Origin of the sequence: Paenibacillus sp. 1A_MP2 (genome assembly GCF_052244825.1) — a bacterium.
GTDB lineage: Bacteria > Bacillota > Bacilli > Paenibacillales > Paenibacillaceae > Paenibacillus > Paenibacillus vandeheii.
This window is the reverse complement of record NZ_JBQQCS010000001.1, coordinates 1938876-1964342: the sequence shown is the minus strand read 5'-3', so window position 1 is coordinate 1964342 and position 25467 is coordinate 1938876. Positions and strand designations below refer to the sequence as shown.

Below are 25467 nucleotides of genomic sequence, written 5' to 3'. Positions count from 1 at the left end.
CCTATTATAGCGATGCCGTAAAAAGCAGTCAATTTCCAACAAAAAAGATCCCTTTCGTTTAGAAGAGGACCCCGGTATGCAGACACGGTCATAAAGTTCATAAAGCTTGTTGCTTTCAGTGACAATATGTCGTTCACCAGTTGGTGAAGCGGTGGAATGCCCTGCTTTTCATATTTATGACTGATGCAATTCCAGACATCTTTGCTGGTGACATATTCGTACCCGACAAGCCTTAATTCCTCTGCTTTGCTGCGGCAGAGCATCTCTATAGACTGTTCCAACTCCACATCATTCATTTCCTCCAACGGGGAGCCTCCCTTCATACATCCAAGCCTTTATGCGGCATCAATATTACATCATTCGACTTTACCCGATCATATTCCTTCTTGCTGTTGATGGATCTTTTTGTTAATCGTGTCCAAGTTGTCATGAGAAGATATTGGACTGGCATAGGATGAAGAACGAGGGATTTGTCCCGTTTATGAAAACCTGCACTCCAACCGGGAAAGAGGGGTAGTCTTGAAGAAACAGACATTTATCCAGGAGCCATGATCCTGCTCGCCGCAGGCATTATTAATCGGATTCTCGGTTTCATCCCGCGCATTGTGCTGCCACGGATCATCGGTGCAGAAGGTGTTGGCATCTACCAACTGAGCTATCCCTTTTTCATCGTACTCGTCACATTGATCACTGGTGGTATTCCATTGGCGGTAGCCAAGCTCGTAGCCGAAGCCGATACAGGTGCCAACCGTTATTCACCCCAACGGATTCTGCAAATCAGCCTGAGCTTCACACTGACCCTTGGTGTTGTGTTTATGTTTTTGTGTATTATTTTCGCTCCATGGGTCACCCGGTATGTTCTGACCGATGAGAGGGTCTATCACACGTTTGTCAGCATGAGCCCTATGATTGCCATTATCGCCGTATCTGCAGTCTACAGAGGTTATTTCCAGGGAAAGCAAAACATGATGCCTACGGCTGTTTCATCGATCGTTGAAACGGTCATTCGCATTATCTGTGTGATCTGGTTCTCCTGGCTCCTTTTGCCCAAAGGAATTGCCCAAGCAGCAGCAGGAGCCATGCTGGGAGCCCTTGTTGGCGAATTCGTCGGTATGCTCGTATTATTGTGGAACTATGCCAGACAGAAGAAATATCTCGAGCAACATCAACCGATACTCGAAACTCCAATCAAACCCAAACCTGCTCTTTTAAAAAACTCAACCGGATCAGAGCCTGGACTTCTCCGTCGTTTACTCGCGATTTCCGTCCCCGTAACTGCCGGACGGTTAGTTGGTTCCCTATCCTATCTCGCTGAGACGATTGTAACCGCACAGAGTCTGGCTATTGCAGGTATCTCCAAAGGGCTTGCAACGGCCCAGTATGGAGCATTACAAGGCATGATTATACCGCTACTTCTACTGCCGGGAGCATTAACATCCTCGTTAGCCACGTCACTTGTTCCTTCATTGTCTGAAGCCTCGGCTCAAGGTGACCGTGCGCTCATTCATAAACGAATGCATCAGGCTTTGCGGCTAGCGCTTGTAACAGGTGCTCCATTTTCTGTGTTTATGTATGTGCTTGCCGAACCGATGTGTCTTGTCCTGTATAATGATGCATCGATTGGAAGCATGCTTAAGCTCATGGCTCCTTTTGCTTTGTTTATCTACATTCAAGCTCCTCTTCAAGCCGCTCTTCAGGCACTTGATCGTCCGGGGAAGGCACTGCTCAATACGTTTATTGGTGCTGTCATCAAAATCACGTTGATTTTGGTACTCGCCTCCCGGCCGGAATACGGTATTTTTGGTGCAGTGATTGCCATTTGTGTCAATTCAACAGTCGTTACTCTTTTACATGCAAGAAGTGTGCGCAGCCTGTTACAGTTCCGTTTCAAGATGATGGATTGGGTCAAAACAGGTGCTGGTATGCTCATCATGGGCGGCGCTACTCTGGTGATTTACGAACAGACTGCGACCCTGCTTCCGTTCTGGCTCAGAATGCTTCTCGCGCCTTTTGTTGGTCTGATCGTTTATTTCATGGTTATGGGCTGGACCAAAATGATTGACTTTCACGATCTTTCCCGTGCTCCCATTATCGGTTCCTGGTTTAAACGCCGTTCTTAGAGTTCATTTATCTTTATCATCTTTGGAACTCACGTAAATTTTCCCGTTATGATCAATGGAACAGATAAACACGTCTTTAAAGTCCATAATACCTTTGTGCTGAATTTGATTTTTAAGCCAAAATCTGGTTTTCTCGATCAGTTCGAGGTTCTGGTCCTGAACTTTTCCATCCATGATTAATGGCAATGGCAGCCCTTCATATTTGATATTTTCAAGGCCTTCTATTTTGTTATTTCGCCCTTTTTGTTTGGAATTAGAGCCTGTCGAACCAGAGCCTGAAGAGCCACTGTTTCCGTTTGAAGAGCTCTGACCTTTTGGAAAAACAGTTAGCTTGCCTGTGGTCTCCAATATGGCAAATTCCACTTCACCAATACTGTCTATATTTTGTTCCCGAAGCTGCAACAGCAGGTCATCCAGGTTGTAACGCTGCTTGCGCATCTCATCTCGATGTAATTTACCTTTGTAAATTAACACGGTTGGCTTCCCATCGATCATCAATCGAAGCTTGCGGCTTTTGAGACTGAGAAAAGCCATGGCAATCTGCACTACCAGTACGGTCAGCATCGGTACTATTCCGTGGGATAACGGCTTATTGGTATCTTCGATGACAAATGCCGCAATCTCTGCAAGCATGATGGATACGACCAGATCAAACATTGACAGCTTCCCGATTTCACGTTTACCCATTATCCGAATAGACCCATAGACAATAAAGTACATTAGTATGGTTCGAAAGATATGTGCTCCGACATCTGAGAAATTCACAACAGGGTTCCTCCTTCGGATCTGAATTTTATACAGGTACCTGAAGCGTAATCCCTATTTTGGCCTGAAGCTTACATGCTCATGCAAATATAAAGCGTTCATTTAATGGAAAATTCAGTTCATAAGTCGGAGGGCTTGACCATACACTGTATTAATTTCAAACTTGTACAAGGGGGTTGCTTCATGCAGTTGATTCGCCGAATGGTTTCATTTCGAATGTCTAACCCGATTCTTTCGGGCCTCTGTCATGCTTTTGTGTGGATGATGTTAGGTGCATTGATTCTATCCTTCTTTCTCTGGATGACCGGAATGCGGGAACAAGATCTTTCCCTGTATACGTACGTTGTACATGGCTTGTCCTTGTTGGTGGGAGGATTTGTATCTGGCAAGAGGTCGGGTGAGCGAGGCTGGTACCACGGAGGGATTACCGGAATCGTTTACGGACTAATTGTATTGATGATCGGATTTCTGGCACTCGACGCCTCGTTTAATTGGAAAGACAGTCTGCAGCTTGCAAGTGCCTTCCTGATTTCTGCACTAGGAGGAATATTTGGAGTCAACACACGAAGATCATAGAAGATCGGGCTATAACGGTTACTTAAAAAAGAAAGAGAACCGGGTCTCCAAGGAGATCCAGTTCTCTGACAATGAAGAATACGCTGCAAACGTACTCATAGCCTTACAGGCTTTTTAACATCTAGGATTTATTCAGCCGTATCGCGGGCAACTGCACTGCTGATCGCATTACGATCGAAAGTCAGTTTAGTTACATCGTTTACACGCAGTACAACCACATCATCCGTGATTTCAGCGATCGTTCCGTGAAGACCACCGATGGTAACAATTTTATCGCCTTTTTTCAATTGACCTAACATGGAATTACGTTGCTTTTGTTTTTTGTTCTGTGGACGAATCATCAAGAAGTAAAAAATCGCAACCATAAGTACCAAAGGTACTATCAGAGATACAATTCCACCGCCTGCTTGAGTTCCCGCTAAATTCATACCCTGAAACATTCAAACTCCCCCTTATCGACTATACTTACAAGTAAAACTTGTTACTTCGGCTCCGCAAAAACCCCTGATCAGAAACCTCTGTCATTGTCATGAAGACCATATTGATCGAAAAATTCATCCCGGAAATCAAGCAAACGATCTTCCATTATGGCTTTACGCACATTGCGCATCAAATTCTGCAAGAAATGAAGATTGTGGATGGTCGTCAAACGCAAGCCAAACGTTTCATCCGCTTTGATTAAATGACGCAGATAAGCTCTGGAATAGTTACGGCAAGTGTAGCAATCACATTCAGGGTCTAGTGGCCCAAAATCAGTTGCAAACTTGGCATTACGAACTACCAGACGTCCTTGGCTGGTCATTGTAGTTCCGTTACGGGCAATTCGAGTAGGCAGAACACAATCGAACATGTCCACTCCGCGAATCGATCCCTCAATCAATGCATCGGGTGAACCAACACCCATTAGATAGCGTGGTTTATTGGACGGCAACAAAGGAACGGTGTAGTCCAACACACCATACATCAAATGTTTCGGTTCTCCAACACTCAGTCCACCAATAGCATACCCCGGGAAATCCATGGAAGTCAAATCTGCCGCGCTCTGGCGGCGAAGATCTTCATGCATGCCTCCCTGTACGATAGCAAACAGCCCTTGATCATTTGGACGAGCATGACTTTCCAGACAACGTTCTGCCCAGCGACTCGTTCTTTCAAGTGATTTTTTTACATATTCATACTCTGCCGGATACGGCGGGCATTCATCAAATGCCATCATAATATCGGAGCCCAGTGCATTCTGAATTTCCATTGCCACTTCAGGCGAAAGAAACTTTTTGTCCCCATTGAGATGGGAGCGGAAGTTAACGCCTTCCTCCGTAATTTTGCGCATCTCACTCAGAGAAAACACTTGGAACCCGCCACTGTCAGTCAAAATCGGACGATCCCAGTTCATAAATTTGTGCAGTCCGCCTGCCTGACGTATAATTTCATGCCCAGGTCTCAGAAACAGATGATAGGTGTTACTCAAAATGATTTGAGCATCCATCTCTTTCAGCTCTTCGGGACTCATCGTCTTCACCGTCGCCTGTGTTCCTACAGGCATGAAGGTTGGTGTCTCAATAATACCGTGAGGTGTATGTACACGTCCCAAACGGGCTCCGGATTGTTTACAGGTTTTGATATGTTCATACGTAATTGCTGCCATTGGTTTTAATCATCCTCTAAAAATTAATCGTAATACCTTCACAACTTAATAAATCAACATGGCATCGCCAAAGCTAAAGAAACGGTATTGTTCTTTAATTGCTTCCTCATATGCATGCATGATTTGTTCTCTGCCCGCAAGCGCACTGACCAGCATGACCAATGTGGATTTGGGAAGATGGAAATTCGTAAGCATCCCGTCAATCACCTTGAACGTATATCCCGGGTAGATAAAGATTTTGGTCCAGCCGCTGCTCTCTTGCAGCTGCCCGTCTTCAAATTTGCTCCCCACCGTTTCAAGTGTTCGACAACTTGTCGTTCCTACAGCAAATATACGGTTGCCACGTTTTTTCGTTTCATTAATCAGATCCGCCGTCTCTTGAGACAAGGAATAGTATTCCTCATGCATGACATGCTCTTCAACATTATCAACCGACATAGGCCGGAATGTTCCGAGTCCCACGTGAAGCGTGATGAAAGCTATATTAACGCCTTTATCCCGTATCCGGTTCAGCAGTTCATCCGTAAAATGTAATCCTGCTGTCGGCGCAGCAGCCGATCCTTCATGCTTCGCATATACCGTTTGATATCTTTCGCGGTCATCCAGTGTCTCTCTAATATAAGGAGGCAGCGGCATTTCACCCAGACGATCCAGAATCTCCTGAAAGATTCCATCATAGGAGAACGTAAGCAATCGCGCTCCCATCTCGCCTTCTTCATCAATAACAGCTCTGAGCTCGTCGCTAAAAACGATGACCGAGCCGGTTTTCAGCTTCTTACCTGGTTTAACCAGAGCTTCCCAACGGTCGCCCTCCACGTTTTTGAGCAGGAGCACTTCCGCCTTTGCCCCCGTATCTTCTTTGGTTCCGAACAAACGGGCTGGAAGAACTCGTGTATCATTCAACACCAGCGTATCTCCAGGCTGAAGGAAGTCGATAATATCAGGAAACGTGTGATGGTTAACCTCACCGCTTTCCTTGTTTAAGGTAAGCAACCGGGACGCCGTGCGGTCAAGCAGCGGCGTCTGTGCAATCAATTTCTCCGGCAATTCAAAATCATATAAGTTCACATTCATATTCTATTCATTCCTTAACAATAGTCGCATTTTGATAATAGTGTTTCAATATTGCTTGGTAATCATACCCTTCATCTGCCATGCCTTTGGCACCCCATTGGGACAAGCCCAATCCGTGCCCGTTGCCCTGACCGATAAACATGAAGCTTTGGCCCTGAGTTACAGCTCGGGCTTGACCATCACCACTCATAACCACAAGAGCATTACTGGATGAAGTTCCTGTGCCTGAGGCAGATAGTACAGCAGCATCCTGTGAGCCGGTTTTGCTTGCTGTTTTGCCGTCAGCGCCTAATACAGTATAACTTCCGGTCCCTGCAATATCAAATAAAGTACTCGGTAATCCACCTAAAGCTGAGCGGTATGTATCTGCATATTTTACCGACATAGGCTGGCCATTCGCAGTGACTTCAAGTGCTCTTCCTGATGGCCCACGCTTGGTCACTTCCAGCGTTGAAATCGAAGATGGAACAGTAGAAGTCGTTTTACCTTGCAAGGATTTAACCAATTGAGCTGACGTGAATGGTCCTCTTACCCAAGCATAATCATTGGATTGCGGCACTTTGGCCAGAACAACAACCTCATTGCCTGGATTTATTTTCGCTACCGGTTCAACATTGGATTGAATTAACGGAATGGGACGCACATTGGTATTTTGGGCAGTAACCGTCACTTTGGCTAAACCCGCATCCGTTTTGGTCGTTAATTCTTTTGCATTATCTTCACGAATATAGCCGCTGACTCCTGTACTCAACAGCACATGATACCATGTTTGTAATCCAGCTTGAGCCGATGTGTCTCCCGGGCTGTCCACGTTACTGAACACACCCCCGCCTCCGTTCCATACCTCGGATGGGTCAGCAGTCTGTCCCCTGCGTTGGAAGAGAATACAGCTTCCACAATCTTACCACCGCTCTTGATAACTTCTCCAGAGGTGGCATCAACCGCGCTGGAGACCTTATCATTCTCTGAGCCCATTCCGTTGTATGCCTGACTGAGCGTGGTATCCACGACATTGGCAATTTTGAAACGGTCCCCTTGTTGAAGTGCATAAGAACGTGCAGCGACAGCCTGTACTTTCAGTGCTTCTGCTGGCCAGGATGAATAAACTTCTGCACCAACGACGGAGTATAAATATTGCTCCAGTGGAACGACATTAACCAAAGCCAAATCGCCACTTACAATGCTAATTTCCATGTTACCGCGATATGTCCGCCCTGAACGTTCCACCACTTTGATTCCACTGCCGTCTCCTTGAACTAACGCCTTGGCTTCACTTCCAGCAATGGTGTAGTGCGGTGCTGTTTTAAGTGTATCCGTACTTAACCCGGCATCCTGACGGATGATAAGTGCAGCACTATTACTGTTTATCGGAGATAGGGATACTCCTGGAACACTGGCTTCCACACTCTTTTTGAATGTTGCCAGCTCAGCATCTGTTGAGGCTTCACCAACCCATACGGTATACCCTTGACTTCCTCCATCCAGTTGAAGCACCGTATAGGCACTAACTCCTGCCGATAAAAAGGACGCTTGCGCTGTTTCTGCCTCTTGAAGTGAACTGTAGACTCCAGCCGATAGACGCTTGCTGCCCGTCACCGCTGGTTTTTGTCCCCCAGTTGGGCTGCGGCCACCTTTTGCACGCGTGCTACCGCTTGTCCGGCCAACGCTTCTGTAGCATAGTTACCGGTGTAGAGCTGATAGGTTGCTTTACCATTCAGAGACGTTGTAAACAACAACGGTTTATCGCTGGTGGCCTGCAACAATTTCGCAGCTGCTGCTGCCGTTTTGAAATCCCCTGTTTCCAATACTTTGACGCGGAATCCATCCGCACTGAAACGGATTTGTCCTGCCGGAAGGGTTATGCTTGCTCCGCTTTCGGAACTAATATTCCATTTTCCACTCGACTCAAGCGTAATCAATGGTGTAGTCGATTTATACGTACTCCCCAGGTTAGCAAACATGGCTACCCGGATCATCTGTCCATCACTTTCAGCGGCATACACAGGCACTTGCAGACACCCTACCGTCAACAGAGCTGCGGCCAGAACCTTCAAACGCCGACTCCACTTCTTTGTTTGCATTGCTTTCCCCACGATCAGTCTCCTCTCCATGTTTGTCCCAAGTAGTATTTTGAAATGAATCTCTTTGATATATAATCACAATTTATTTGGCATCTCTCGGTGGAACAGGCAAACCCAGATGATGATAGGCCTGGTCCGTTACAATTCTGCCCCTCGGTGTACGTTGAAGCATGCCAATCTGCAGCAGATAGGGCTCGTAAACATCCTCTATGGTTTGACTCTCTTCACCGATCGTAGCGGCAATCGTATCCAGACCCACCGGGCCTCCACGGAAACTGTTAATCATTGATTTGAGCATCTTGTGATCGATCTCGTCCAGACCGCGCGGATCAATCTGAAGACGTTGCAGTGCTTCTTCCGCCAGAGTCTGTGTGATGATACCATCACCCCGTACCTGAGCAAAGTCACGTACTCTTTTTAGCAGACGATTGGCAATCCTTGGCGTCCCACGGGAGCGCAATGCGATCTCCTCAGCGGCATTACCAACAATCTCCACCCCTAGAATCTCGGAGGCTCGTGAGACGATGTAAGCCAGCTCGTCCACCGTGTAGAATTCCAGCCGACTAATAACACCAAACCGGTCTCTGAGAGGCGCAGACAGCAAGCCTGCGCGGGTTGTAGCACCAATCAGTGTAAATGATGGCAGATCAAGACGTACAGAGCGGGCACTTGGGCCTTTTCCGATCATAATATCCAACGCAAAGTCTTCCATCGCGGGATACATAACTTCTTCTACCGTACGATGAAGGCGATGAATCTCGTCAATAAACAGGACATCCCCTTCTTGCAGGTTAGTCAGCAACGCAGCCAGATCGCCTGGGCGTTCAATTGCTGGTCCTGATGTCGTACGCAAGTTAACACCCAATTCGTTGGCAATGATATTCGCAAGTGTTGTTTTCCCAAGTCCAGGCGGGCCATATAACAACACATGATCGAGCGCCTCATTACGCATTTTGGCGGCTTCAATGTATATTTTCAAATTTTCCTTAGCCTGGTTCTGCCCGATATATTCATTCAGATACCGGGGACGAAGGCTGAGCTCCACAGCTTGATCTTCCATCATCAGGTTCGCGGAAATAATCCGGTCATCCATGTTCATCCCTACCTTTTTTATGCGGCTTACTGCTCTATTATAGAGGCAAAATTAATTATCCTGTAAACAGCATTTGCAGTGCCCGTTTCATTAACACATCAACAGAATCAGCCGAAGTAACATCTTTCTTCAGTTTGAGCCATACTTTATCGAGCTCACTGTCGGTATAACCCAGCGCCTTGAGACCTTCACGAGCCTCATCCCAGGCAGAGCCGCTTCCTGCTTCTTCTGAAGGAGGAGCAAACAAACCTGTTGCATACGTAGCAGCACCAAAACCATCCAATTTGTCCTTGAGGTCCAGTATCATACGCTGCGCTGTTTTCTTACCAATTCCCGGAAGTTTGGTCAGGAACGTCAGATTCTCTTGATAAATGGCCGTCACGACATGATCCGGCGTACCGCCAGCAAGTATACCCAGTGCAACTTTGGGGCCAATACCTGATACCTCGATCAGCTTGCGAAATAACTTCTGTTCCTCCCGAGTAGCAAAACCAAACAGCAATATCGCATCTTCACGTACATGGTGATGGGTATACACTATAATTTCGCCCTCTTGCTTCGCAAATGCAAAAGGGTTCGGGCAGAACACACGATATCCGACTCCGTGCACATCAAGCACAATATATTCGTTCTCCAGATGTATAAACTGTCCTCTTAGAAAATCAATCATTTTCGCAATACCTCATTCAACTTGGAATTTAATGTATATGAGTGTGCATGGCACACGGCTACAGCCAAAGCATCCGCTACGTCATCCGGCTTCGGAATCGCCTGTAAACGCAAAAACATTTTGACCATCTCCTGCACTTGCCGCTTCTCCGCTTTTCCGTATCCAACAATCGCCTGCTTAATCTGCATCGGCGTATATTCGGCAATAGGCAGTCCCTTCTGGGCAGCAGCCAGTACCATGACACCTCTCGCCTGACTGACAGACATCGCTGTTGTAACGTTACGATTGAAAAAAAGTTTCTCCAGCGCTACCGCGTCCGGTTTATATTTATCAATCAGCTGTACCATGCCCTCATATACATGAAGCAGCCGTTCTTCTTCAGGGGTATGAGCTTCAGTCTGAATACAGCCATATTGTACAGGGGTTACCTTACTGCCGATTTTATCCACAAAACCAAAACCGACAATCGCAATCCCCGGGTCAATTCCCAAAAAACGCAAATCCATCTCTCCCTTACAAAAGCGAACATATGTATCGTTCATTTCATTATAACAAAAGATAGACCCTGCGGCAGGAAAAACTTTGTCCTTCCTTACACTCGCCTGAATTTCGTGAACAACCTACAATCGTTATTTCCTATATTCAGGTGTTTCGGTCATGGAACGACAAAAAGGACATCTTTCGATGTCCTTCGTTTCACTTCGTATGTTGTATAAGCTGTGATGTCCTTCGAGCAGGTACTTCTCCTCTATCCAATGTAAACAAATGTGTTCAATGCAGATCAGCCTATTTATTTATCCGCCATTGCGGATTTCTTTATTGGCTTCATCCACCGCATAATCGCTGAACGTCGAAATCACACTATCATACTCATCCTTGTCCTGAATACGAATACCCTGCTGCAACTGCTCCAATACACCTTCCGGCAATGAAGTCTCCAACGTTCTTACGTCCATTTGAAAAAAAGTACGGATGATTTTCTCTTCTGCTGGTCGCCCCTCATAAAGGTTGAGATTGCCCACAGCATCTATACTAATATACGCCTGCTCTTTACATAGTGGAGAAAGATCGTCCACATGTTGCTTAACTCGTAACACTGCTGCTGACTCAACCTGAGCATCCCAATCCGGATGTTGAACGAGCAGCATCTTCCATTGAGGAACAGCCATCTTTCCCAATTGTTCCGTCTCTACCCCACATATATATTGCGTCTCCAGCACAACACTCGTTAAACGGTCCGGATCAGACCCGAGTTGTTCCATCAAAGTCTCAATTTCTTGCTCAGACCTTTGTTCATTCGTAGCAGGTCCCATTACGGATACTGCCTCACTGAAATTGGTCGTTAGTAAACGCTCGATCGCAGAAGAAATCGTCAAACCACTGTAAGCCAATATAGCTACAGCAGCCAACGCTGCAGTCATCCATACTGTTCGTTTCCACCGACGCCAGCGTCTCTTGAATTGTTTTTTGAAGTTAAACGTGTTCACATGAACCCCTTCTATCACTTTTTAAACCTATTGTGACCGAAAGACTTGGGGTTTATGCAAAATCAACCTAAGGCATCAGTAATGCGCTGCACTTGAGCACAAACAAGATAAAAGCTATAGTTATTCCCTTATTAAAGGTTTACATGAGTGAAGAGGTTGTTATTGCTCAGCATACTTCAAAATATAAATAAAAAGACAGACTATCTATGAAAAGATAGTCTGTCTTTTTGAGATCGGGATGACACGATTTGAACATGCGACCCCCTGGTCCCAAACCAGGTGCTCTACCAAGCTGAGCTACATCCCGTTATCTATACCGGCGAGAGGACTCGAACCTCCACGGTTTCCCACTCGATTTTGAGTCGAGCGCGTCTGCCATTCCGCCACGCCGGCGTATTAAGTTATAATGGCGCGCCCTGAGAGATTCGAACTCCCGGCCTTTTGATTCGTAGTCAAACGCTCTATCCAGCTGAGCTAAGGGCGCAAATAATATGGAGCGGACGACGGGAATCGAACCCGCGACCCTCGCCTTGGCAAGGCGATGCTCTACCGCTGAGCCACGTCCGCAAGCGGTAATAAGATAAAAATGGCGGAACCGACGGGATTCGAACCCGCGATCTCCTGCGTGACAGGCAGGCATGTTAGGCCAACTACACCACGGTTCCAGATCACTTTCTTAAAAGAAAGTATAATTGCGGGGGCAGGATTTGAACCTGCGGCCTTCGGGTTATGAGCCCGACGAGCTACCGGGCTGCTCCACCCCGCGTCGTTATTTAGAAAACTATATGGTGGAGGCTGAGGGGTTCGAACCCCCGACCCTCTGCTTGTAAGGCAGATGCTCTCCCAGCTGAGCTAAGCCTCCATATTTATGACCCGTAGGGGATACTCTCACTTCGTTCGAGACTACGAAGCAGTTGCTAACTAAGTTTATCCTCCGACGAACCTTTGGGATTCTCATCCCTTTTTTAAGCTAAAAAATAAAGCTATGACCCGTAGGGGATTCGAACCCCTGTTACCTCCGTGAAAGGGAGGTGTCTTAACCCCTTGACCAACGGGCCTTAATGGCTCCCCGAACAGGGCTCGAACCTGTGACAACTCGATTAACAGTCGAGTGCTCTACCAACTGAGCTATCAGGGAATATTAATGCATCTGCAGTGCAAATGCAATCCATCGTACAACGTCAACACGCAAAATCTGTTTTCTATGTAGGATGAAAGAGTTCGCTTGGCGGCGTCCTACTCTCCCAGGACCCTGCGGTCCAAGTACCATCGGCGCTAGAGGGCTTAACGGTCGTGTTCGGGATGGGTACGTGTGGAACCCCTCCGCCATCGCCACCAAACGCATAGCTTAGCCTTACCTTCAGAGATTATTCTCTGAAAACTAGATCCGAAACGAAATTCGCGATGTATCACCTGCATATCTTGGATAAGCCCTCGACCGATTAGTACTGGTCAGCTCCATGCATTGCTGCACTTCCACCCCCAGCCTATCTACCTCGTCGTCTTCAAGGGGTCTTACATACTGGGAAATCTCATCTTGAGGGGGGCTTCACGCTTAGATGCTTTCAGCGCTTATCCCTTCCGTACATAGCTACCCAGCGGTGCTCCTGGCGGAACAACTGGTACACCAGCGGTACGTCCATCCCGGTCCTCTCGTACTAAGGACAGCTCCTCTCAAATTTCCTACGCCCACGACAGATAGGGACCGAACTGTCTCACGACGTTCTGAACCCAGCTCGCGTACCGCTTTAATGGGCGAACAGCCCAACCCTTGGGACCTACTTCAGCCCCAGGATGCGATGAGCCGACATCGAGGTGCCAAACCTCCCCGTCGATGTGGACTCTTGGGGGAGATAAGCCTGTTATCCCCAGGGTAGCTTTTATCCGTTGAGCGATGGCCCTTCCATGCGGTACCACCGGATCACTAAGCCCGACTTTCGTCCCTGCTCGACTTGTAGGTCTCGCAGTCAAGCTCCCTTATGCCTTTGCACTCTTCGAATGATTTCCAACCATTCTGAGGGAACCTTTGGGCGCCTCCGTTACTCTTTAGGAGGCGACCGCCCCAGTCAAACTGCCCACCTGACACTGTCCCCGCACCGGATTACGGTACCAGGTTAGAACCTAGATACGATCAGGGTGGTATCCCAACGGTGCCTCCACGCAAGCTGGCGCTCACGTTTCAAAGGCTCCCACCTATCCTGTACAGATCGTACCCAAATTCAATATCAAGCTGCAGTAAAGCTCCATGGGGTCTTTCCGTCTTGTCGCGGGTAACCTGCATCTTCACAGGTATTAAAATTTCACCGGATCTCTCGTTGAGACAGCGCCCAAGTCGTTACGCCATTCGTGCGGGTCAGAATTTACCTGACAAGGAATTTCGCTACCTTAGGACCGTTATAGTTACGGCCGCCGTTTACTGGGGCTTCGGTTCACAGCTTCGGATTGCTCCTAACCGCTCCCCTTAACCTTCCAGCACCGGGCAGGCGTCAGCCCGTATACTTCGCCTTACGGCTTCGCACAGACCTGTGTTTTTGCTAAACAGTCGCTTGGGCCTTTTCACTGCGGCCCCCTCGTGCTATTCACACTACCGGGGCATCCCTTCTCCCGAAGTTACGGGGTCATTTTGCCGAGTTCCTTAACGAGAGTTCTTCCGCGCGCCTTAGAATTCTCTTCTCGCCTACCTGTGTCGGTTTGCGGTACGGGCACCATCACCTGGCTAGAGGCTTTTCTTGGCAGTGTGAGATCATGACCTTCGCTACTATAATTTTCGCTCCCCATCACAGCCCAGCCTTATCGATGTGCGGATTTGCCTACACATCAGCCTCACTGCTTAGACGGACATCCATCAGTCCGCGTCACTACCCTGCTGCGTCCCCCCATTGCTCATAACGGCTTACGGTGGTACAGGAATTTCGACCTGTTGTCCTTCGACTACGCCTTTCGGCCTCGCCTTAGGTCCCGACTTACCCTGAGCGGACGAGCCTTCCTCAGGAACCCTTAGGCTTTCGGCGGATCAGATTCTCACTGATCTTTTCGTTACTCATACCGGCATTCTCACTTGTATAATGTCCAGCGCTCCTTACGGTACACCTTCAACCCTTATACAACGCTCCCCTACCCCTGATGCAAAGCATCAAGCCATAGCTTCGGTGGTGTGTTTAGCCCCGTTACATTTTCGGCGCAGAGTCACTCGACCAGTGAGCTATTACGCACTCTTTCAATGGTGGCTGCTTCTAAGCCAACATCCTGGTTGTCTGTGCAACTCCACATCCTTTCCCACTTAACACACACTTGGGGACCTTAGCTGATGGTCTGGGCTGTTTCCCTTTTGACAATGGATCTTAGCACTCACTGTCTGACTCCCGGAAGTAAGTCTATGGCATTCGGAGTTTGACTGAGCTTGGTAACCCTTGCGGGCCCCGCACCCAATCAGTGCTCTACCTCCACGACTCTGTTTTCCGAGGCTAGCCCTAAAGCTATTTCGGGGAGAACCAGCTATCTCCGAGTTCGATTGGAATTTCTCCGCTACCCCCACCTCATCCCCGCATTTTTCAACATGCGTGGGTTCGGGCCTCCAGTGCGTGTTACCGCACCTTCACCCTGGACAGGGGTAGATCACCCGGTTTCGGGTCTACGTCCACGTACTAAGTCGCCCTATTCAGACTCGCTTTCGCTGCGGCTCCGGCTCTTCACCTTAACCTTGCACGGGAACGTAACTCGCCGGTTCATTCTACAAAAGGCACGCCATCACCCCTAAAACGGGCTCTGACTTTTTGTAAGCACACGGTTTCAGGTTCTATTTCACTCCCCTTCCGGGTGCTTTTCACCTTTCCCTCACGGTACTGCTTCACTATCGGTCGCTAGGAAGTATTTAGCCTTGGCAGATGGTCCTGCCGGATTCATACGGGGTTTCACGTGCCCCGCACTACTCGGGATCCGTCTCGGAGGGAACAGACTTTCAACTACAGGGCTTTTACCTTCTTTGGCGGGCCTTTCCAGACCTCTTCACTTAACCGGTTCCTTTGTAACTCCATGTGAGACGTCCCACAACCCCAAAGAGCAAGCTCTCTGGTTTGGGCTTCTCCGCGTTCGCTCGCCGCTACTGACGGAATCACTATTGTTTTCTCTTCCTCAAGGTACTTAGATGTTTCAGTTCCCTTGGTATGCCTCTGCACAACCTATGTATTCAGTTGTGAGTAACTGGAAATTACCCCAGCTGGGTTTCCCCATTCGGACACCCCCGGATCAAAGCTTGCTTACAGCTCCCCGAGGCAGTTTCGTTGTTCGCCACGTCCTTCATCGGCTCCTAGCGCCTAGGCATCCTCCGTGTGCTCTTAGTAGCTTAACCATAATTGCTCCGGTTTCCACTGCTCGCTTCCCTTGTTTTGCTTACGCAAAGCCAAAAGTCGCTCCCATCCGATACCATCGCAATGCAGTTTTCACTATTTATTGAAACTTGTTATACACAAGTTCAGCTTAAAAAGGAATGTTCTAAATCGCAAAATTTCGTTTCGATATCTAGTTTTCAAAGAACAAGCTCCATGCAAAAGCAAGCTGTTTGAGAGTTTAAACTCTCAAAACTGAGCAACGAGTGAGTAAGTTTGCAGCTAAGCTGCGTATTTGAATGTTTCCACGCGGGAAACGATTCTCCATAGAAAGGAGGTGATCCAGCCGCACCTTCCGATACGGCTACCTTGTTACGACTTCACCCCAATCATCTATCCCACCTTCGGCGGCTGGCTCCTTACGGTTACCCCACCGACTTCGGGTGTTATAAACTCTCGTGGTGTGACGGGCGGTGTGTACAAGACCCGGGAACGTATTCACCGCGGCATGCTGATCCGCGATTACTAGCAATTCCGACTTCATGCAGGCGAGTTGCAGCCTGCAATCCGAACTGAGACCGGCTTTTTAGGATTCGTTCCACCTCGCGGTTTCACTGCCCGTTGTACCGGCCATTGTAGTACGTGTGTAGCCCAGGTCATAAGGGGCATGATGATTTGACGTCATCCCCACCTTCCTCCGGTTTGTCACCGGCAGTCACCTTAGAGTGCCCATCCGAAATGCTGGCAACTAAGATCAAGGGTTGCGCTCGTTGCGGGACTTAACCCAACATCTCACGACACGAGCTGACGACAACCATGCACCACCTGTCTCCTCTGTCCCGAAGGAAAGGTACATCTCTGTACCGGTCAGAGGGATGTCAAGACCTGGTAAGGTTCTTCGCGTTGCTTCGAATTAAACCACATACTCCACTGCTTGTGCGGGTCCCCGTCAATTCCTTTGAGTTTCAGTCTTGCGACCGTACTCCCCAGGCGGAGTGCTTAATGTGTTAACTTCGGCACCAAGGGTATCGAAACCCCTAACACCTAGCACTCATCGTTTACGGCGTGGACTACCAGGGTATCTAATCCTGTTTGCTCCCCACGCTTTCGCGCCTCAGCGTCAGTTACAGCCCAGAGAGTCGCCTTCGCCACTGGTGTTCCTCCACATATCTACGCATTTCACCGCTACACGTGGAATTCCACTCTCCTCTTCTGCACTCAAGTCACCCAGTTTCCAGTGCGATCCGGGGTTGAGCCCCGGGATTAAACACCAGACTTAAATGACCGCCTGCGCGCGCTTTACGCCCAATAATTCCGGACAACGCTTGCCCCTACGTATTACCGCGGCTGCTGGCACGTAGTTAGCCGGGGCTTTCTTCTCAGGTACCGTCACCTTGAGAGCAGTTACTCTCCCAAGCGTTCTTCCCTGGCAACAGAGCTTTACGATCCGAAAACCTTCATCACTCACGCGGCATTGCTCCGTCAGGCTTTCGCCCATTGCGGAAGATTCCCTACTGCTGCCTCCCGTAGGAGTCTGGGCCGTGTCTCAGTCCCAGTGTGGCCGATCACCCTCTCAGGTCGGCTACGCATCGTCGCCTTGGTGAGCCGTTACCCCACCAACTAGCTAATGCGCCGCAGGCCCATCCCCAAGTGACAGATTGCTCCGTCTTTCCAGTTTTCTTCAGGAGAAGAAAACAACTATTCGGTATTAGCTACCGTTTCCGGTAGTTGTCCCAAGCTTGAGGGCAGGTTGCCTACGTGTTACTCACCCGTCCGCCGCTAACCATCGGAGAAGCAAGCTTCTCTTCAAGTCCGCTCGACTTGCATGTATTAGGCATGCCGCCAGCGTTCGTCCTGAGCCAGGATCAAACTCTCCAATAAAGTATTGAAAAGAGCGATATGCTCATTTTGAAACTGACGAGATTAAAAATCTCATTTATGCTTCGAAATCATACGGTCCGAAGACGTGTACTGATTTCTCAGCGTCGATCTTGCAAGCAAGATCGTTACTCACTCGTTGTTCAGTTTTCAAAGATCAAACTTGTTTGTTACTCTTCACCCTGTCAACACTGTGTTTCAGCGGCGACTTAAATAATATATCACACTGACGAAACCAATGCAATAGTTTTTTCGAAAAACATTTAATAGATTCTAAATCCCCGTCTTCCCTGCTAAACCTATTTTGATTTGAAGCACTATCTCCTTATTCATAACATCACATAATATGGCTTTCTTGAGATCTACTAAGAGTCCTAGCAGACGAGACATTACCATTATGCTCTTGTATTCTCCTATTTCAATACAATACCCAAAAGGCCAACTCTTCTGACAGTCGGCCTTTTGAAGCTTAATGCTTTTCACTTACTCTACAATGTTATTGTTGTATCCATGGATTTCTACGCTTTTTGTCTGAGCTGCGTTTAGTGGATGTTCCGGTTCGCTCTCTTGATGTTTTCCCGGACACAGATACTTTGGATTTGGCTTTTGCAGCAGGTCTGGCTGTTCTGCCCTTTGCGGTTCCTGTTTTGGCTGCTTGTTTTGGCTTCGCTTCAATATTAAACTCAGCCTCATTCTCTGTAGCCGACTGGCTTAGACTTGCCTCGTCACGTCCGCCCTTTTTGCCTTCCCCCTTGCCTTGTGGAGGATACATTTCACCAAATGCACCAAGCGGAGACGATGGCACCATGTTCTGAGTAGGATATGGGTTTTGATACGCATACTCGATTGGCTGATTTGGCATCATGGATGTAGTCATTTCGGGTTGCATCCCGTATGGATTGTATGTGCCCCATCCTGAGTTCTGATAGTTATGTGAGGGATATGGGTATTGATGATTGGGCATATGATGGTTGGGCATATGATGGTTGGGCATATGATGGTTGGGCATATGATGGTTGGGCATATGATGGTTGGGCATATGATGGTTGCCACATCCACATGGCGGGTACGGAAGCATAGAGTAAGGAGAAATGTGCGGTGGTTGGTGGTTCATATGATCATTGGCTGCAAATGGAGGAAATGGGCTGTTCACCTGACCTGCTGGAGCGATCGGATATGAATTGTTTAGCATTTCAGCAGATACGTTTGGCATAACGTTGTTATGATTATACTCTGTGCCGGTCCAAGGCGTGTTCGATGTATTCCCCATGGAGTACGGACTCACTTCTGGTATACCCGGGAAAGTATTATTGTCATACGCCCCGGCCGTGTACATGTTTTGTGGAGCAGTGTAAACCTCTTGTGCTGGTACAGGAACTTGAGCATACGGATGCTCGGCAGGAGCATGAAGCATTTTACTGCCGCAACCACACGGAGCTTTGGTAGCAGGCGCCACTTCTGTAGGCCATTTCATGTTGTTGTTAGGTATTTCTGGTAAAGGCATGACTTCAGGTGAAATATTAGGCATCGTATACGTCGGCGCTTCAGTTATTGGTTTTAACTGCACTTCGGATTTAGTATTTTCTTTTTGTGAACTTCCTTCTGCGGCTTCTCTTCAGGAATTTCAGGTAATTGTGGAAGAACTTCCACTTCTGGCTTGATATTAGGTATGACTGGATTTGCAGGTACCGGAGCTGGAACCGAATTGGAGACTTCCGGTACAGGTGCTGGTTCAGGGGCTGGGGCTACTGGTACAACCGGAGCCGTTTCTTCTTTAACTCCCGTGTATTCTTTCCCTTCTGGTGACAGCTTCTCATTAGCAACATTGGATGATGCATTGTTCTCTGAAGCTGCATTTCCCCCTGCATTGCCTGCTGGGATGTACACGGTTTCCCCTACAAGTAGAGCATTTGGATTTTTCAATTGCGGATTGGCATTGATCATGTCTTTCAACGGAATTCCCCATGCCTGTGACAACTTCCACAATGAATCGCCTTGCTGAACTTTATGACTGTGCAACATGCCTTCTGGCTTTGGTGTTACAGGCTCCGCCGGAATTTTGACCTTCATGCCGATCTCCAACTTGTCGGGATCTGCAATTTGCGGATTAGCTGCGATAATTTTGTCCAACGCTACATTATATTTTTGGGACAGCAGATATAATGTGTCGCCTTTTTTCACCATGTGTATTTTCACTTGGAACTAACCTCCTAGACGTGATACTTGGGCAGTGCATTCGCCCATACCGTTACTACATCCTATGCAGAAATTAGGCTAATGACATCAACTAAACAAAAAAAATCCTTCCTGCCCCAAAAACCACATACTCCGGGTATGCTGAATTTCTGAGACATGAAGGATTTCTTGCTCCCCTATTCAGGTCGTGCCATTAATCTTCCCAAACTTTGTAACCGTCTTTGTCGACAATTTGACGGAACGCTTCCAGCAACCTCAAGGTTACAGGACCTGCGACACCCGTTCCAATCGTTCTGCCGTCTACTTCATAAGCAGCAATAACTTCTGCAGCTGTTCCAGTGAAAAAGACTTCGTCGGCAATGTACACATCATGCAGTGTAAATGGCACTTCTTTTAATTCAAGGTCCAACTCACCGCACAGATCGATAATGGCCTGACGTGTAATTCCTTCGAGTGCCCCAAGATAACAAGGTGGCGTATAGACCACACCATTTTTAATAATAAAGATGTTATCACTGGAGCCTTCCGTAACATATCCTTGGGAATTCAGCATAATCGCTTCACCAGCACCTGCATAGGTGGATTGAATTTTAACAAGGATGTTATTCAGATAGTTCAATGATTTAATTTTTGGATTAAGGGCATCCGGGATGTTGCGGCGCTGGGATACAGACACGGCTTTCAGCCCGGTAAGATACGCTTCCTCCGGATAGATCGCCAGTTGCTCTACAATGATGATAACGGATGCTTTAGGGCAGCGGAGCGGATCAAGACCCAGATTACCAGGTCCACGCGAAACGATCAGACGAATATAACCGTTACGCATATCATTACGACGTACCGTTTCAGCCATCACTTCCAGCATCTCATCATAAGACAGTGGAATGTTCAGACTGATGGATTTAGCCGAATCGTACAAACGATCCAAATGCGCTTTGCATCTGAAAATGTTACCGTTATAAATCCGAATACCTTCGAAAATACCGTCTCCATACAAAAACCCATGATCATATACCGAAACGGTTGCGTTCTCTTTGGTCACATATTGACCATCCAAATAAATCCATTGTTCTGACACCGATGACTGCACCTCCATAAAATTTTCCATTCCTTGATTCCGAAACTAGATTTATCTCGTTCATTGTACAACAAATGACAAGCTATTTCTTGCTCATTTTACCCAGTCATATGACAATCCTCAACAATGTTCGCCCTGATTCAGGTCGTTTTTAACGAAGGATATGTATAACACGGATAGCTGCCAAGAACGCGCACCTGACAATTCAATGCCTCAATCTCAGCCATCGCTGCGGTAAGCAATACGGAATCTGCACTTTCCTCAACATCAATGTAAAAGTAATAACTACCCAACCTTTTCTTCGTTGGACGTGACTCCAATCGGGTCAGGTTCAGTTTTCGCCAGGCAAAAGCCGACAGCACCTGATGCAATGCACCCGGCGCATCTTCAGGTAATGTAACCAGCAAACTGGTTTTCACATGATCAGGCTCTCGTGGTATCTGTACTGGCTCGTGACCTATCAGCACAAAACGAGTATAGTTGTTGTCATGGTCGGTAACCCGTTCAGCCATAATGTCCAAACCATGCTTCTGTGCAGCAAGCCTTGTGCCGATCGCAACCCAGCCTTTGCCAGGATTTTTTTTCACAATTTCTACAGCTTCTGCTGTACTGTTCACACCCTCAAGATCTGCTCCAGGTGAATGCAGGCGAATAAAATTCTGGCATTGCGGAATCGCTACGGGATGGGACATAATCTTCGTAATTTTCCCGAAATCATATTCGCCACTCGCTGTCCTGAACTCGGAGCCATGCCCAATCACATTTTGTATGGATGGATACACCCATTCTGCCTGCATCGGAATGTCCACTTCGTTAACCAGCCAGTCCATATGCAAGCTAACGGAGCCTTCAATCGTGTTTTCAATGGGTATGACGCTGTACTGGGACTCTCCACTATCCGTAGCACGGAAAACATCAGAAATCAGCTTGGAATGAAGCAATTCCAAAGGCTCCCCGTTAAACAGAAAATCTACTGCTTCATGAGAAACGGAACCTTCAGGTAATACTGCAATTCGTTTCATGCGTTAACTTCCCCTTTAACTCTGTCCATAAAAGGACTTTCATCTTGATCAGGCAGCATGGTAACACCCTCCAGGTCCGGATCTAACCACAATGCCGATGCAGTGATGCCTTCACGGCTCATCGTGTCTATTAAATATTGCTCCAGCTCATGCTTACGGTTATCATGACGATCTACCATCGTCAACACGGTAGGTCCGGCTCCACTCAAAGCGGCTCCAAGCGCGCCATGACTAACCGCGTTCTCCAGGATATCAGCCATGCCGGGTACCAAGGATGCCCGGTAAGGTTGATGAATCCGATCCGACATCGCCTTTTGAATCATGTCCAATCTTCCACTGGCCAAGGCAGCAACAAGCAAGGATGATCTGCTTATATTGTGAATGACATCCGATTTGTCGAACTGCTGCGGAATGACATTTCTGGCTTTTGAAGTGGACAACTCGAAGTCCGGCACGATGACCAAAGTTTGCAAATCCTGATGCGGCTCAATGCGAATGTGGTCTACCCGACTGCCATCCCACGCTGCTGTAATGATACCTCCATATAGTGAAGCACCTACATTATCCGGATGTTTCTCCAGCGACGTAGCCATGTTAAGAAGCTTGGCATCAGATAATGGAGTGCCAATTAATGCATTAGCAGCAGCCAATGCAGCTACGATGGTCGATGCACTGCTTCCCAGTCCCCGAGCAAGCGGAATATCGGAATACATGGAAATCTCCAACTCCGGCACGGAGACCCCGGCTTCGTTGAAGACCATCTGTGCAACTTCATATATCAAATTGGATTTATCTGTTGGAAGACCCGTCAGATGATCCCCATGTAAATGGAATGTCGTCTGCTCAGCCGGTTTCATCTCAAGCCAGGCATACAGAGACAATGCCATGCCCAGGGTATCAAACCCTGGACCCAGATTGGCTGTACTTGCAGGTACCTTAACGATTACCCTTGGCTTCAAGCTCATACGGATTGTTGCTCCAGTTGCGCAATTGCCGCCATAACCGCTTCTTCGGAATCGTCTACAACAAGCGGCTCAGTCGCTACCGTTTTGATGGCGATATTAGGATCTTTGAGGCCATGTCCTGTCAGTACGCACACCACAGTCTCTCCGCCTTTAAAGTACCCTTCACTCTTCAGTTTGTATACACCGGCAACAGAAGCAGCGGACGCAGGTTCAGCAAAAATCCCTTCACGAGCAGCGATCGTACGATAGGCTGTCAGAATTTCTTCATCAGTAACATAGTTAATCTGTCCGCCAGACTCTTCAGCTGCAGCTACAGCGGTTTTCCAACTTGCCGGATTACCAATTCGAATAGCTGTTGCTACGGTTTCAGGCTCAAGGATCGGTTCACCTTTGACAATCGCCATGGCGCCTTCCGCTTCAAAACCGACCATACGAGGCAGGGAATTCGATTTGCCTGCTTCTTTGTACTCCTTGAACCCTTTCCAGTAGGCAGAGATATTTCCTGCGTTCCCCACCGGAATTGCGAGTACATCAGGTGCCTGACCCAGCTGCTCAATAACTTCAAATGCAGCCGTTTTCTGACCTTCAATCCGGAACGGATTCACGGAGTTCACGAGCGTAATTGGATGTTTGGCCGTAATCTCACGTACAATTTCCAATGCACGGTCAAAGTTGCCATTGATCGCAATCACCTTGGCTCCATAAATCATGGCTTGAGCCAGTTTACCCAGCGCAATGTTGTTATTCGGAATCAATACGATACAATTTAGACCCGCACGAGCCGCATAGGCTGCTGCTGCCGCTGAAGTGTTGCCTGTCGATGCGCACATAATCGTGCGGCTGCCTTCTTCCATTGCTTTAGCGACAGCCATAACCATTCCGCGGTCTTTAAATGAACCTGTTGGATTCAGACCTTCATATTTGAAATATAAATTCAATCCAAGTTCCTCGGACAGATTCTCGGCATGAACCAGGGGTGTGTTGCCTTCGTGAAGCGTAAGCAGGGGTGTATTTTCATTAACCGGCAGGTGCTCTCTGTATGTTTGCAGTAATCCTTGATATCTCATTGTGGGTAAACTCCTTTGTCAATTATTAAATCGAATATGATTGCATACATCTATATGGTTAATCGTGTACCTTAAAACCTGGACTTCAACTTGAAAATTCAAACCGTAATTTGGGAACGAATTATCCTTCTACCCGATACACACTCTTAATGCGACGAATGACGGCAAGGGACTCAAAGTGTTTCAATACTTTATCCATGCTCGCCTTGCTAGCGTTATGCGTAACGATAATGATCTCAGCATCCGGGTTATGCTCGTTTGGCTGTTGTACAACTGAAGCCAGGCTGACTTCGTATTCAGCGAAGATTTGAGTAATTTGCGCCAGTACCCCTGCCTTGTCATCCACATGCAGCAAAATGAAATTTTTCGACATAATATGCTCGTCACTTTGCAAGCGTTTCTGTTTATAAGGCACAATCGCTTTGAGACCATTCACGCCCAGCTTGAGGTTTTTGATCACAGCCACGATATCCGCCACTACAGAAGTAGCTGTCGGGAGCTCACCGGCACCCGCACCGTAGAACATGGTCTCACCTACAGCTTCACCATGAACATACACAGCGTTGAACACCCCATTGACGGAAGCAATCGGATGATTCTGTCTTACCATCGTCGGCTGAACACTAATCGTGATCTCATCATCCCGACGATCTGCGATACCCAGCAGCTTCATCTCGTAGCCGAGTCTTTTGGCATACGTAATATCTTCACGGGTTACGGATGTAATCCCCTTAACGGTCACGTCTTTCAGTTCGACATTGGTGCGGAAGCCCAGCGTACCCAGAATCGCCATTTTGCGAGCTGCATCGAGTCCTTCGACGTCCGATGTTGGATCGGTTTCTGCATATCCGAGTGCTTGAGCCTCTGCCAGAACCTCTTCATACGAGGCGCCTTCCTGGCTCATTTTAGTCAAAATAAAGTTCGTTGTTCCGTTCACAATCCCCATAATGCGGGTAATCCGGTCGGATGAGAAGCCTTCAATCAGCGTGCGGATGATCGGAATGCCCCTGCCACACTCGCTTCATAGAAGACATCACATTGCTTTTCCTGTGCCTTGGCCAAAATCTCGGAACCGTGCAGAGCCATCAGATCTTTATTTGCCGTAACGATATGTTTGCCCCGCTCCAGCGCTTCAAGAATATACTCTTTGGTCTGATCAATGCCGCCCATCACTTCCACGATAACATCAATATCCGGGTGACGAATGACTTCCCAGGGATCTACCGTGAGCTTCGCACGATCTACAGCAATGACACGATCTTTCTCCGTATTCTTCACTGCAATTTTCTCTATGACAATCGGTGATCCAACCTGACTGCTCAGATCCTCCTGATTCCCTTCCACGATGCGAACGACCCCAGTACCCACCGTACCCAGACCCAACAATCCCACTTTTACCGGTTTCACCAACGCTCTACCCCCATT

At 47.8% G+C, this 25467-nt stretch carries 15 protein-coding genes, 9 tRNA genes, 3 rRNA genes and 4 pseudogenes; 2 read left to right on the top strand and 29 right to left on the bottom strand.

Annotated features, from left to right (window positions below; genetic code table 11):
- Positions 1 to 68: 68 nt before the first annotated feature.
- Positions 69 to 296: pseudogene (locus ACTWJ7_RS09755) on the bottom strand (post-transcriptional regulator); the annotation flags it as partial.
- Between the two features lie 223 nt (positions 297 to 519).
- Between ACTWJ7_RS09755 and spoVB the strand changes: the two are divergent.
- Positions 520 to 2120: pseudogene (spoVB, locus tag ACTWJ7_RS09750) on the top strand (stage V sporulation protein B).
- Between the two features lie 3 nt (positions 2121 to 2123).
- On the opposite strand, the gene ACTWJ7_RS09745 reads toward spoVB, so the two are convergent.
- Positions 2124 to 2840 carry a DUF421 domain-containing protein gene (locus tag ACTWJ7_RS09745; RefSeq protein WP_079350742.1) on the bottom strand — a complete coding sequence of 239 codons (717 nt, stop codon included), beginning with the start codon at positions 2838 to 2840 and terminating at the stop codon, positions 2124 to 2126.
- A 228-nt stretch (positions 2841 to 3068) separates the two neighbouring features.
- Here ACTWJ7_RS09745 and ACTWJ7_RS09740 point away from each other — a divergent pair, with 228 nt between their 5' ends.
- Positions 3069 to 3461 (top strand): TIGR04086 family membrane protein, encoded by a 393-nt coding sequence (locus ACTWJ7_RS09740; protein ID WP_301249186.1) that lies wholly within the window; start codon positions 3069 to 3071, stop codon positions 3459 to 3461.
- Positions 3462 to 3589: 128 nt separating this feature from the next.
- Here ACTWJ7_RS09740 and yajC read toward each other — a convergent pair whose 3' ends face one another.
- From yajC to ACTWJ7_RS09605, 27 genes and pseudogenes are all read right to left on the bottom strand, one after another.
- Entirely contained in the window at positions 3590 to 3901 is a 312-nt protein-coding gene (gene yajC / locus ACTWJ7_RS09735; protein ID WP_301878368.1) for a preprotein translocase subunit YajC, read from the bottom strand.
- A 68-nt stretch (positions 3902 to 3969) separates the two neighbouring features.
- A complete protein-coding gene (tgt, locus tag ACTWJ7_RS09730; protein ID WP_094939106.1) occupies positions 3970 to 5106 on the bottom strand; it encodes a tRNA guanosine(34) transglycosylase Tgt in 1137 nt (378 codons plus the stop codon).
- 45 nt (positions 5107 to 5151) lie between these two features.
- On the bottom strand, positions 5152 to 6180 hold the full coding sequence (gene queA, locus ACTWJ7_RS09725; RefSeq protein ID WP_301878369.1) for a tRNA preQ1(34) S-adenosylmethionine ribosyltransferase-isomerase QueA: 1029 nt from the start codon (positions 6178 to 6180) through the stop codon (positions 5152 to 5154).
- 7 nt (positions 6181 to 6187) lie between these two features.
- Positions 6188 to 8261 (bottom strand): annotated as a pseudogene (locus ACTWJ7_RS09720) (SpoIID/LytB domain-containing protein).
- An 82-nt stretch (positions 8262 to 8343) separates the two neighbouring features.
- On the bottom strand, positions 8344 to 9354 hold the full coding sequence (gene ruvB, locus ACTWJ7_RS09715) for a Holliday junction branch migration DNA helicase RuvB (RefSeq protein WP_024633033.1): 1011 nt from the start codon (positions 9352 to 9354) through the stop codon (positions 8344 to 8346).
- A 55-nt stretch (positions 9355 to 9409) separates the two neighbouring features.
- A complete protein-coding gene (gene ruvA, locus ACTWJ7_RS09710) occupies positions 9410 to 10024 on the bottom strand; it encodes a Holliday junction branch migration protein RuvA (RefSeq protein WP_079350721.1) in 615 nt (204 codons plus the stop codon).
- Positions 10021 to 10524 carry a crossover junction endodeoxyribonuclease RuvC gene (gene ruvC / locus ACTWJ7_RS09705; protein ID WP_024633031.1) on the bottom strand — a complete coding sequence of 168 codons (504 nt, stop codon included), beginning with the start codon at positions 10522 to 10524 and terminating at the stop codon, positions 10021 to 10023. Before ruvC ends, ruvA begins: the two co-directional genes overlap by 4 nt.
- Before the next feature lie 294 nt (positions 10525 to 10818).
- Positions 10819 to 11511, bottom strand: coding sequence for a BofC C-terminal domain-containing protein (locus ACTWJ7_RS09700; protein ID WP_301878371.1), 693 nt, complete (start codon positions 11509 to 11511; stop codon positions 10819 to 10821).
- Between the two features lie 233 nt (positions 11512 to 11744).
- A tRNA-Pro gene (locus ACTWJ7_RS09695) sits at positions 11745 to 11818 on the bottom strand.
- Between the two features lie 7 nt (positions 11819 to 11825).
- Positions 11826 to 11904, bottom strand: a tRNA-Leu gene (locus ACTWJ7_RS09690).
- Positions 11905 to 11918: 14 nt separating this feature from the next.
- Positions 11919 to 11995 (bottom strand) — tRNA-Arg (locus tag ACTWJ7_RS09685).
- Positions 11996 to 12003: 8 nt separating this feature from the next.
- A tRNA-Gly gene (locus tag ACTWJ7_RS09680) sits at positions 12004 to 12078 on the bottom strand.
- 20 nt (positions 12079 to 12098) lie between these two features.
- Positions 12099 to 12176 (bottom strand) — tRNA-Asp (locus tag ACTWJ7_RS09675).
- Positions 12177 to 12203: 27 nt separating this feature from the next.
- A tRNA-Met gene (locus ACTWJ7_RS09670) sits at positions 12204 to 12277 on the bottom strand.
- A gap of 20 nt (positions 12278 to 12297) precedes the next feature.
- Positions 12298 to 12373: transfer RNA gene (locus ACTWJ7_RS09665), tRNA-Val, on the bottom strand.
- A gap of 124 nt (positions 12374 to 12497) precedes the next feature.
- Positions 12498 to 12569: transfer RNA gene (locus tag ACTWJ7_RS09660), tRNA-Glu, on the bottom strand.
- 4 nt (positions 12570 to 12573) lie between these two features.
- A tRNA-Asn gene (locus ACTWJ7_RS09655) sits at positions 12574 to 12649 on the bottom strand.
- An 85-nt stretch (positions 12650 to 12734) separates the two neighbouring features.
- A 5S ribosomal RNA gene (rrf, locus tag ACTWJ7_RS09650) occupies positions 12735 to 12851 on the bottom strand.
- An 82-nt stretch (positions 12852 to 12933) separates the two neighbouring features.
- A 23S ribosomal RNA gene (locus ACTWJ7_RS09645) occupies positions 12934 to 15859 on the bottom strand.
- Between the two features lie 307 nt (positions 15860 to 16166).
- Positions 16167 to 17717, bottom strand: a 16S ribosomal RNA gene (locus tag ACTWJ7_RS09640).
- Together the 16S, 23S and 5S rRNA genes with 9 tRNA genes alongside form the textbook arrangement of a ribosomal RNA operon.
- A 493-nt stretch (positions 17718 to 18210) precedes the next feature.
- Positions 18211 to 19242: a hypothetical protein gene (locus ACTWJ7_RS09635; RefSeq protein WP_443145370.1), complete on the bottom strand. Its 1032-nt coding sequence runs from the start codon at positions 19240 to 19242 to the stop codon at positions 18211 to 18213.
- Between the two features lie 29 nt (positions 19243 to 19271).
- A complete protein-coding gene (locus tag ACTWJ7_RS09630; RefSeq protein WP_443145369.1) occupies positions 19272 to 19910 on the bottom strand; it encodes a LysM peptidoglycan-binding domain-containing protein in 639 nt (212 codons plus the stop codon).
- Between the two features lie 193 nt (positions 19911 to 20103).
- Positions 20104 to 20988, bottom strand: coding sequence for a branched-chain-amino-acid transaminase (gene ilvE, locus ACTWJ7_RS09625; protein WP_024633951.1), 885 nt, complete (start codon positions 20986 to 20988; stop codon positions 20104 to 20106).
- A gap of 140 nt (positions 20989 to 21128) precedes the next feature.
- Positions 21129 to 22010 carry a prephenate dehydratase gene (pheA, locus tag ACTWJ7_RS09620; protein ID WP_079347316.1) on the bottom strand — a complete coding sequence of 294 codons (882 nt, stop codon included), beginning with the start codon at positions 22008 to 22010 and terminating at the stop codon, positions 21129 to 21131.
- Complete coding sequence (thrB, locus tag ACTWJ7_RS09615) at positions 22007 to 22975, bottom strand: homoserine kinase (protein WP_301881464.1); 969 nt, start codon at positions 22973 to 22975, stop codon at positions 22007 to 22009. Before thrB ends, pheA begins: the two co-directional genes overlap by 4 nt.
- Complete coding sequence (thrC, locus tag ACTWJ7_RS09610; protein ID WP_079347320.1) at positions 22972 to 24042, bottom strand: threonine synthase; 1071 nt, start codon at positions 24040 to 24042, stop codon at positions 22972 to 22974. Before thrC ends, thrB begins: the two co-directional genes overlap by 4 nt.
- Positions 24043 to 24163: 121 nt before the next feature.
- A pseudogene (locus tag ACTWJ7_RS09605) lies at positions 24164 to 25449 on the bottom strand (homoserine dehydrogenase).
- Positions 25450 to 25467: the final 18 nt, after the last annotated feature.

Excerpts from the sequence above, each read along its gene's own strand:
- pheA (WP_079347316.1), bottom strand. The coding sequence starts at position 22,010 with ATGAAACGAATTGCAGTATTACCTGAAGGTTCCGTTTCTCATGAAGCA.
- ACTWJ7_RS09740 (WP_301249186.1), top strand. The coding sequence starts at position 3,069 with ATGCAGTTGATTCGCCGAATGGTTTCATTTCGAATGTCTAACCCGATT.
- tgt (WP_094939106.1), bottom strand. The coding sequence starts at position 5,106 with ATGGCAGCAATTACGTATGAACATATCAAAACCTGTAAACAATCCGGA.
- ruvB (WP_024633033.1), bottom strand. The coding sequence starts at position 9,354 with ATGGATGACCGGATTATTTCCGCGAACCTGATGATGGAAGATCAAGCT.
- thrC (WP_079347320.1), bottom strand. The coding sequence starts at position 24,042 with ATGAGATATCAAGGATTACTGCAAACATACAGAGAGCACCTGCCGGTT.
- ruvA (WP_079350721.1), bottom strand. The coding sequence starts at position 10,024 with ATGATTGATTTTCTAAGAGGACAGTTTATACATCTGGAGAACGAATAT.
- queA (WP_301878369.1), bottom strand. The coding sequence starts at position 6,180 with ATGAATGTGAACTTATATGATTTTGAATTGCCGGAGAAATTGATTGCA.
- thrB (WP_301881464.1), bottom strand. The coding sequence starts at position 22,975 with ATGAGCTTGAAGCCAAGGGTAATCGTTAAGGTACCTGCAAGTACAGCC.
- ACTWJ7_RS09745 (WP_079350742.1), bottom strand. The coding sequence starts at position 2,840 with ATGTACTTTATTGTCTATGGGTCTATTCGGATAATGGGTAAACGTGAA.
- yajC (WP_301878368.1), bottom strand. The coding sequence starts at position 3,901 with ATGTTTCAGGGTATGAATTTAGCGGGAACTCAAGCAGGCGGTGGAATT.
- ACTWJ7_RS09635 (WP_443145370.1), bottom strand. The coding sequence starts at position 19,242 with ATGCCTAATATTTCACCTGAAGTCATGCCTTTACCAGAAATACCTAAC.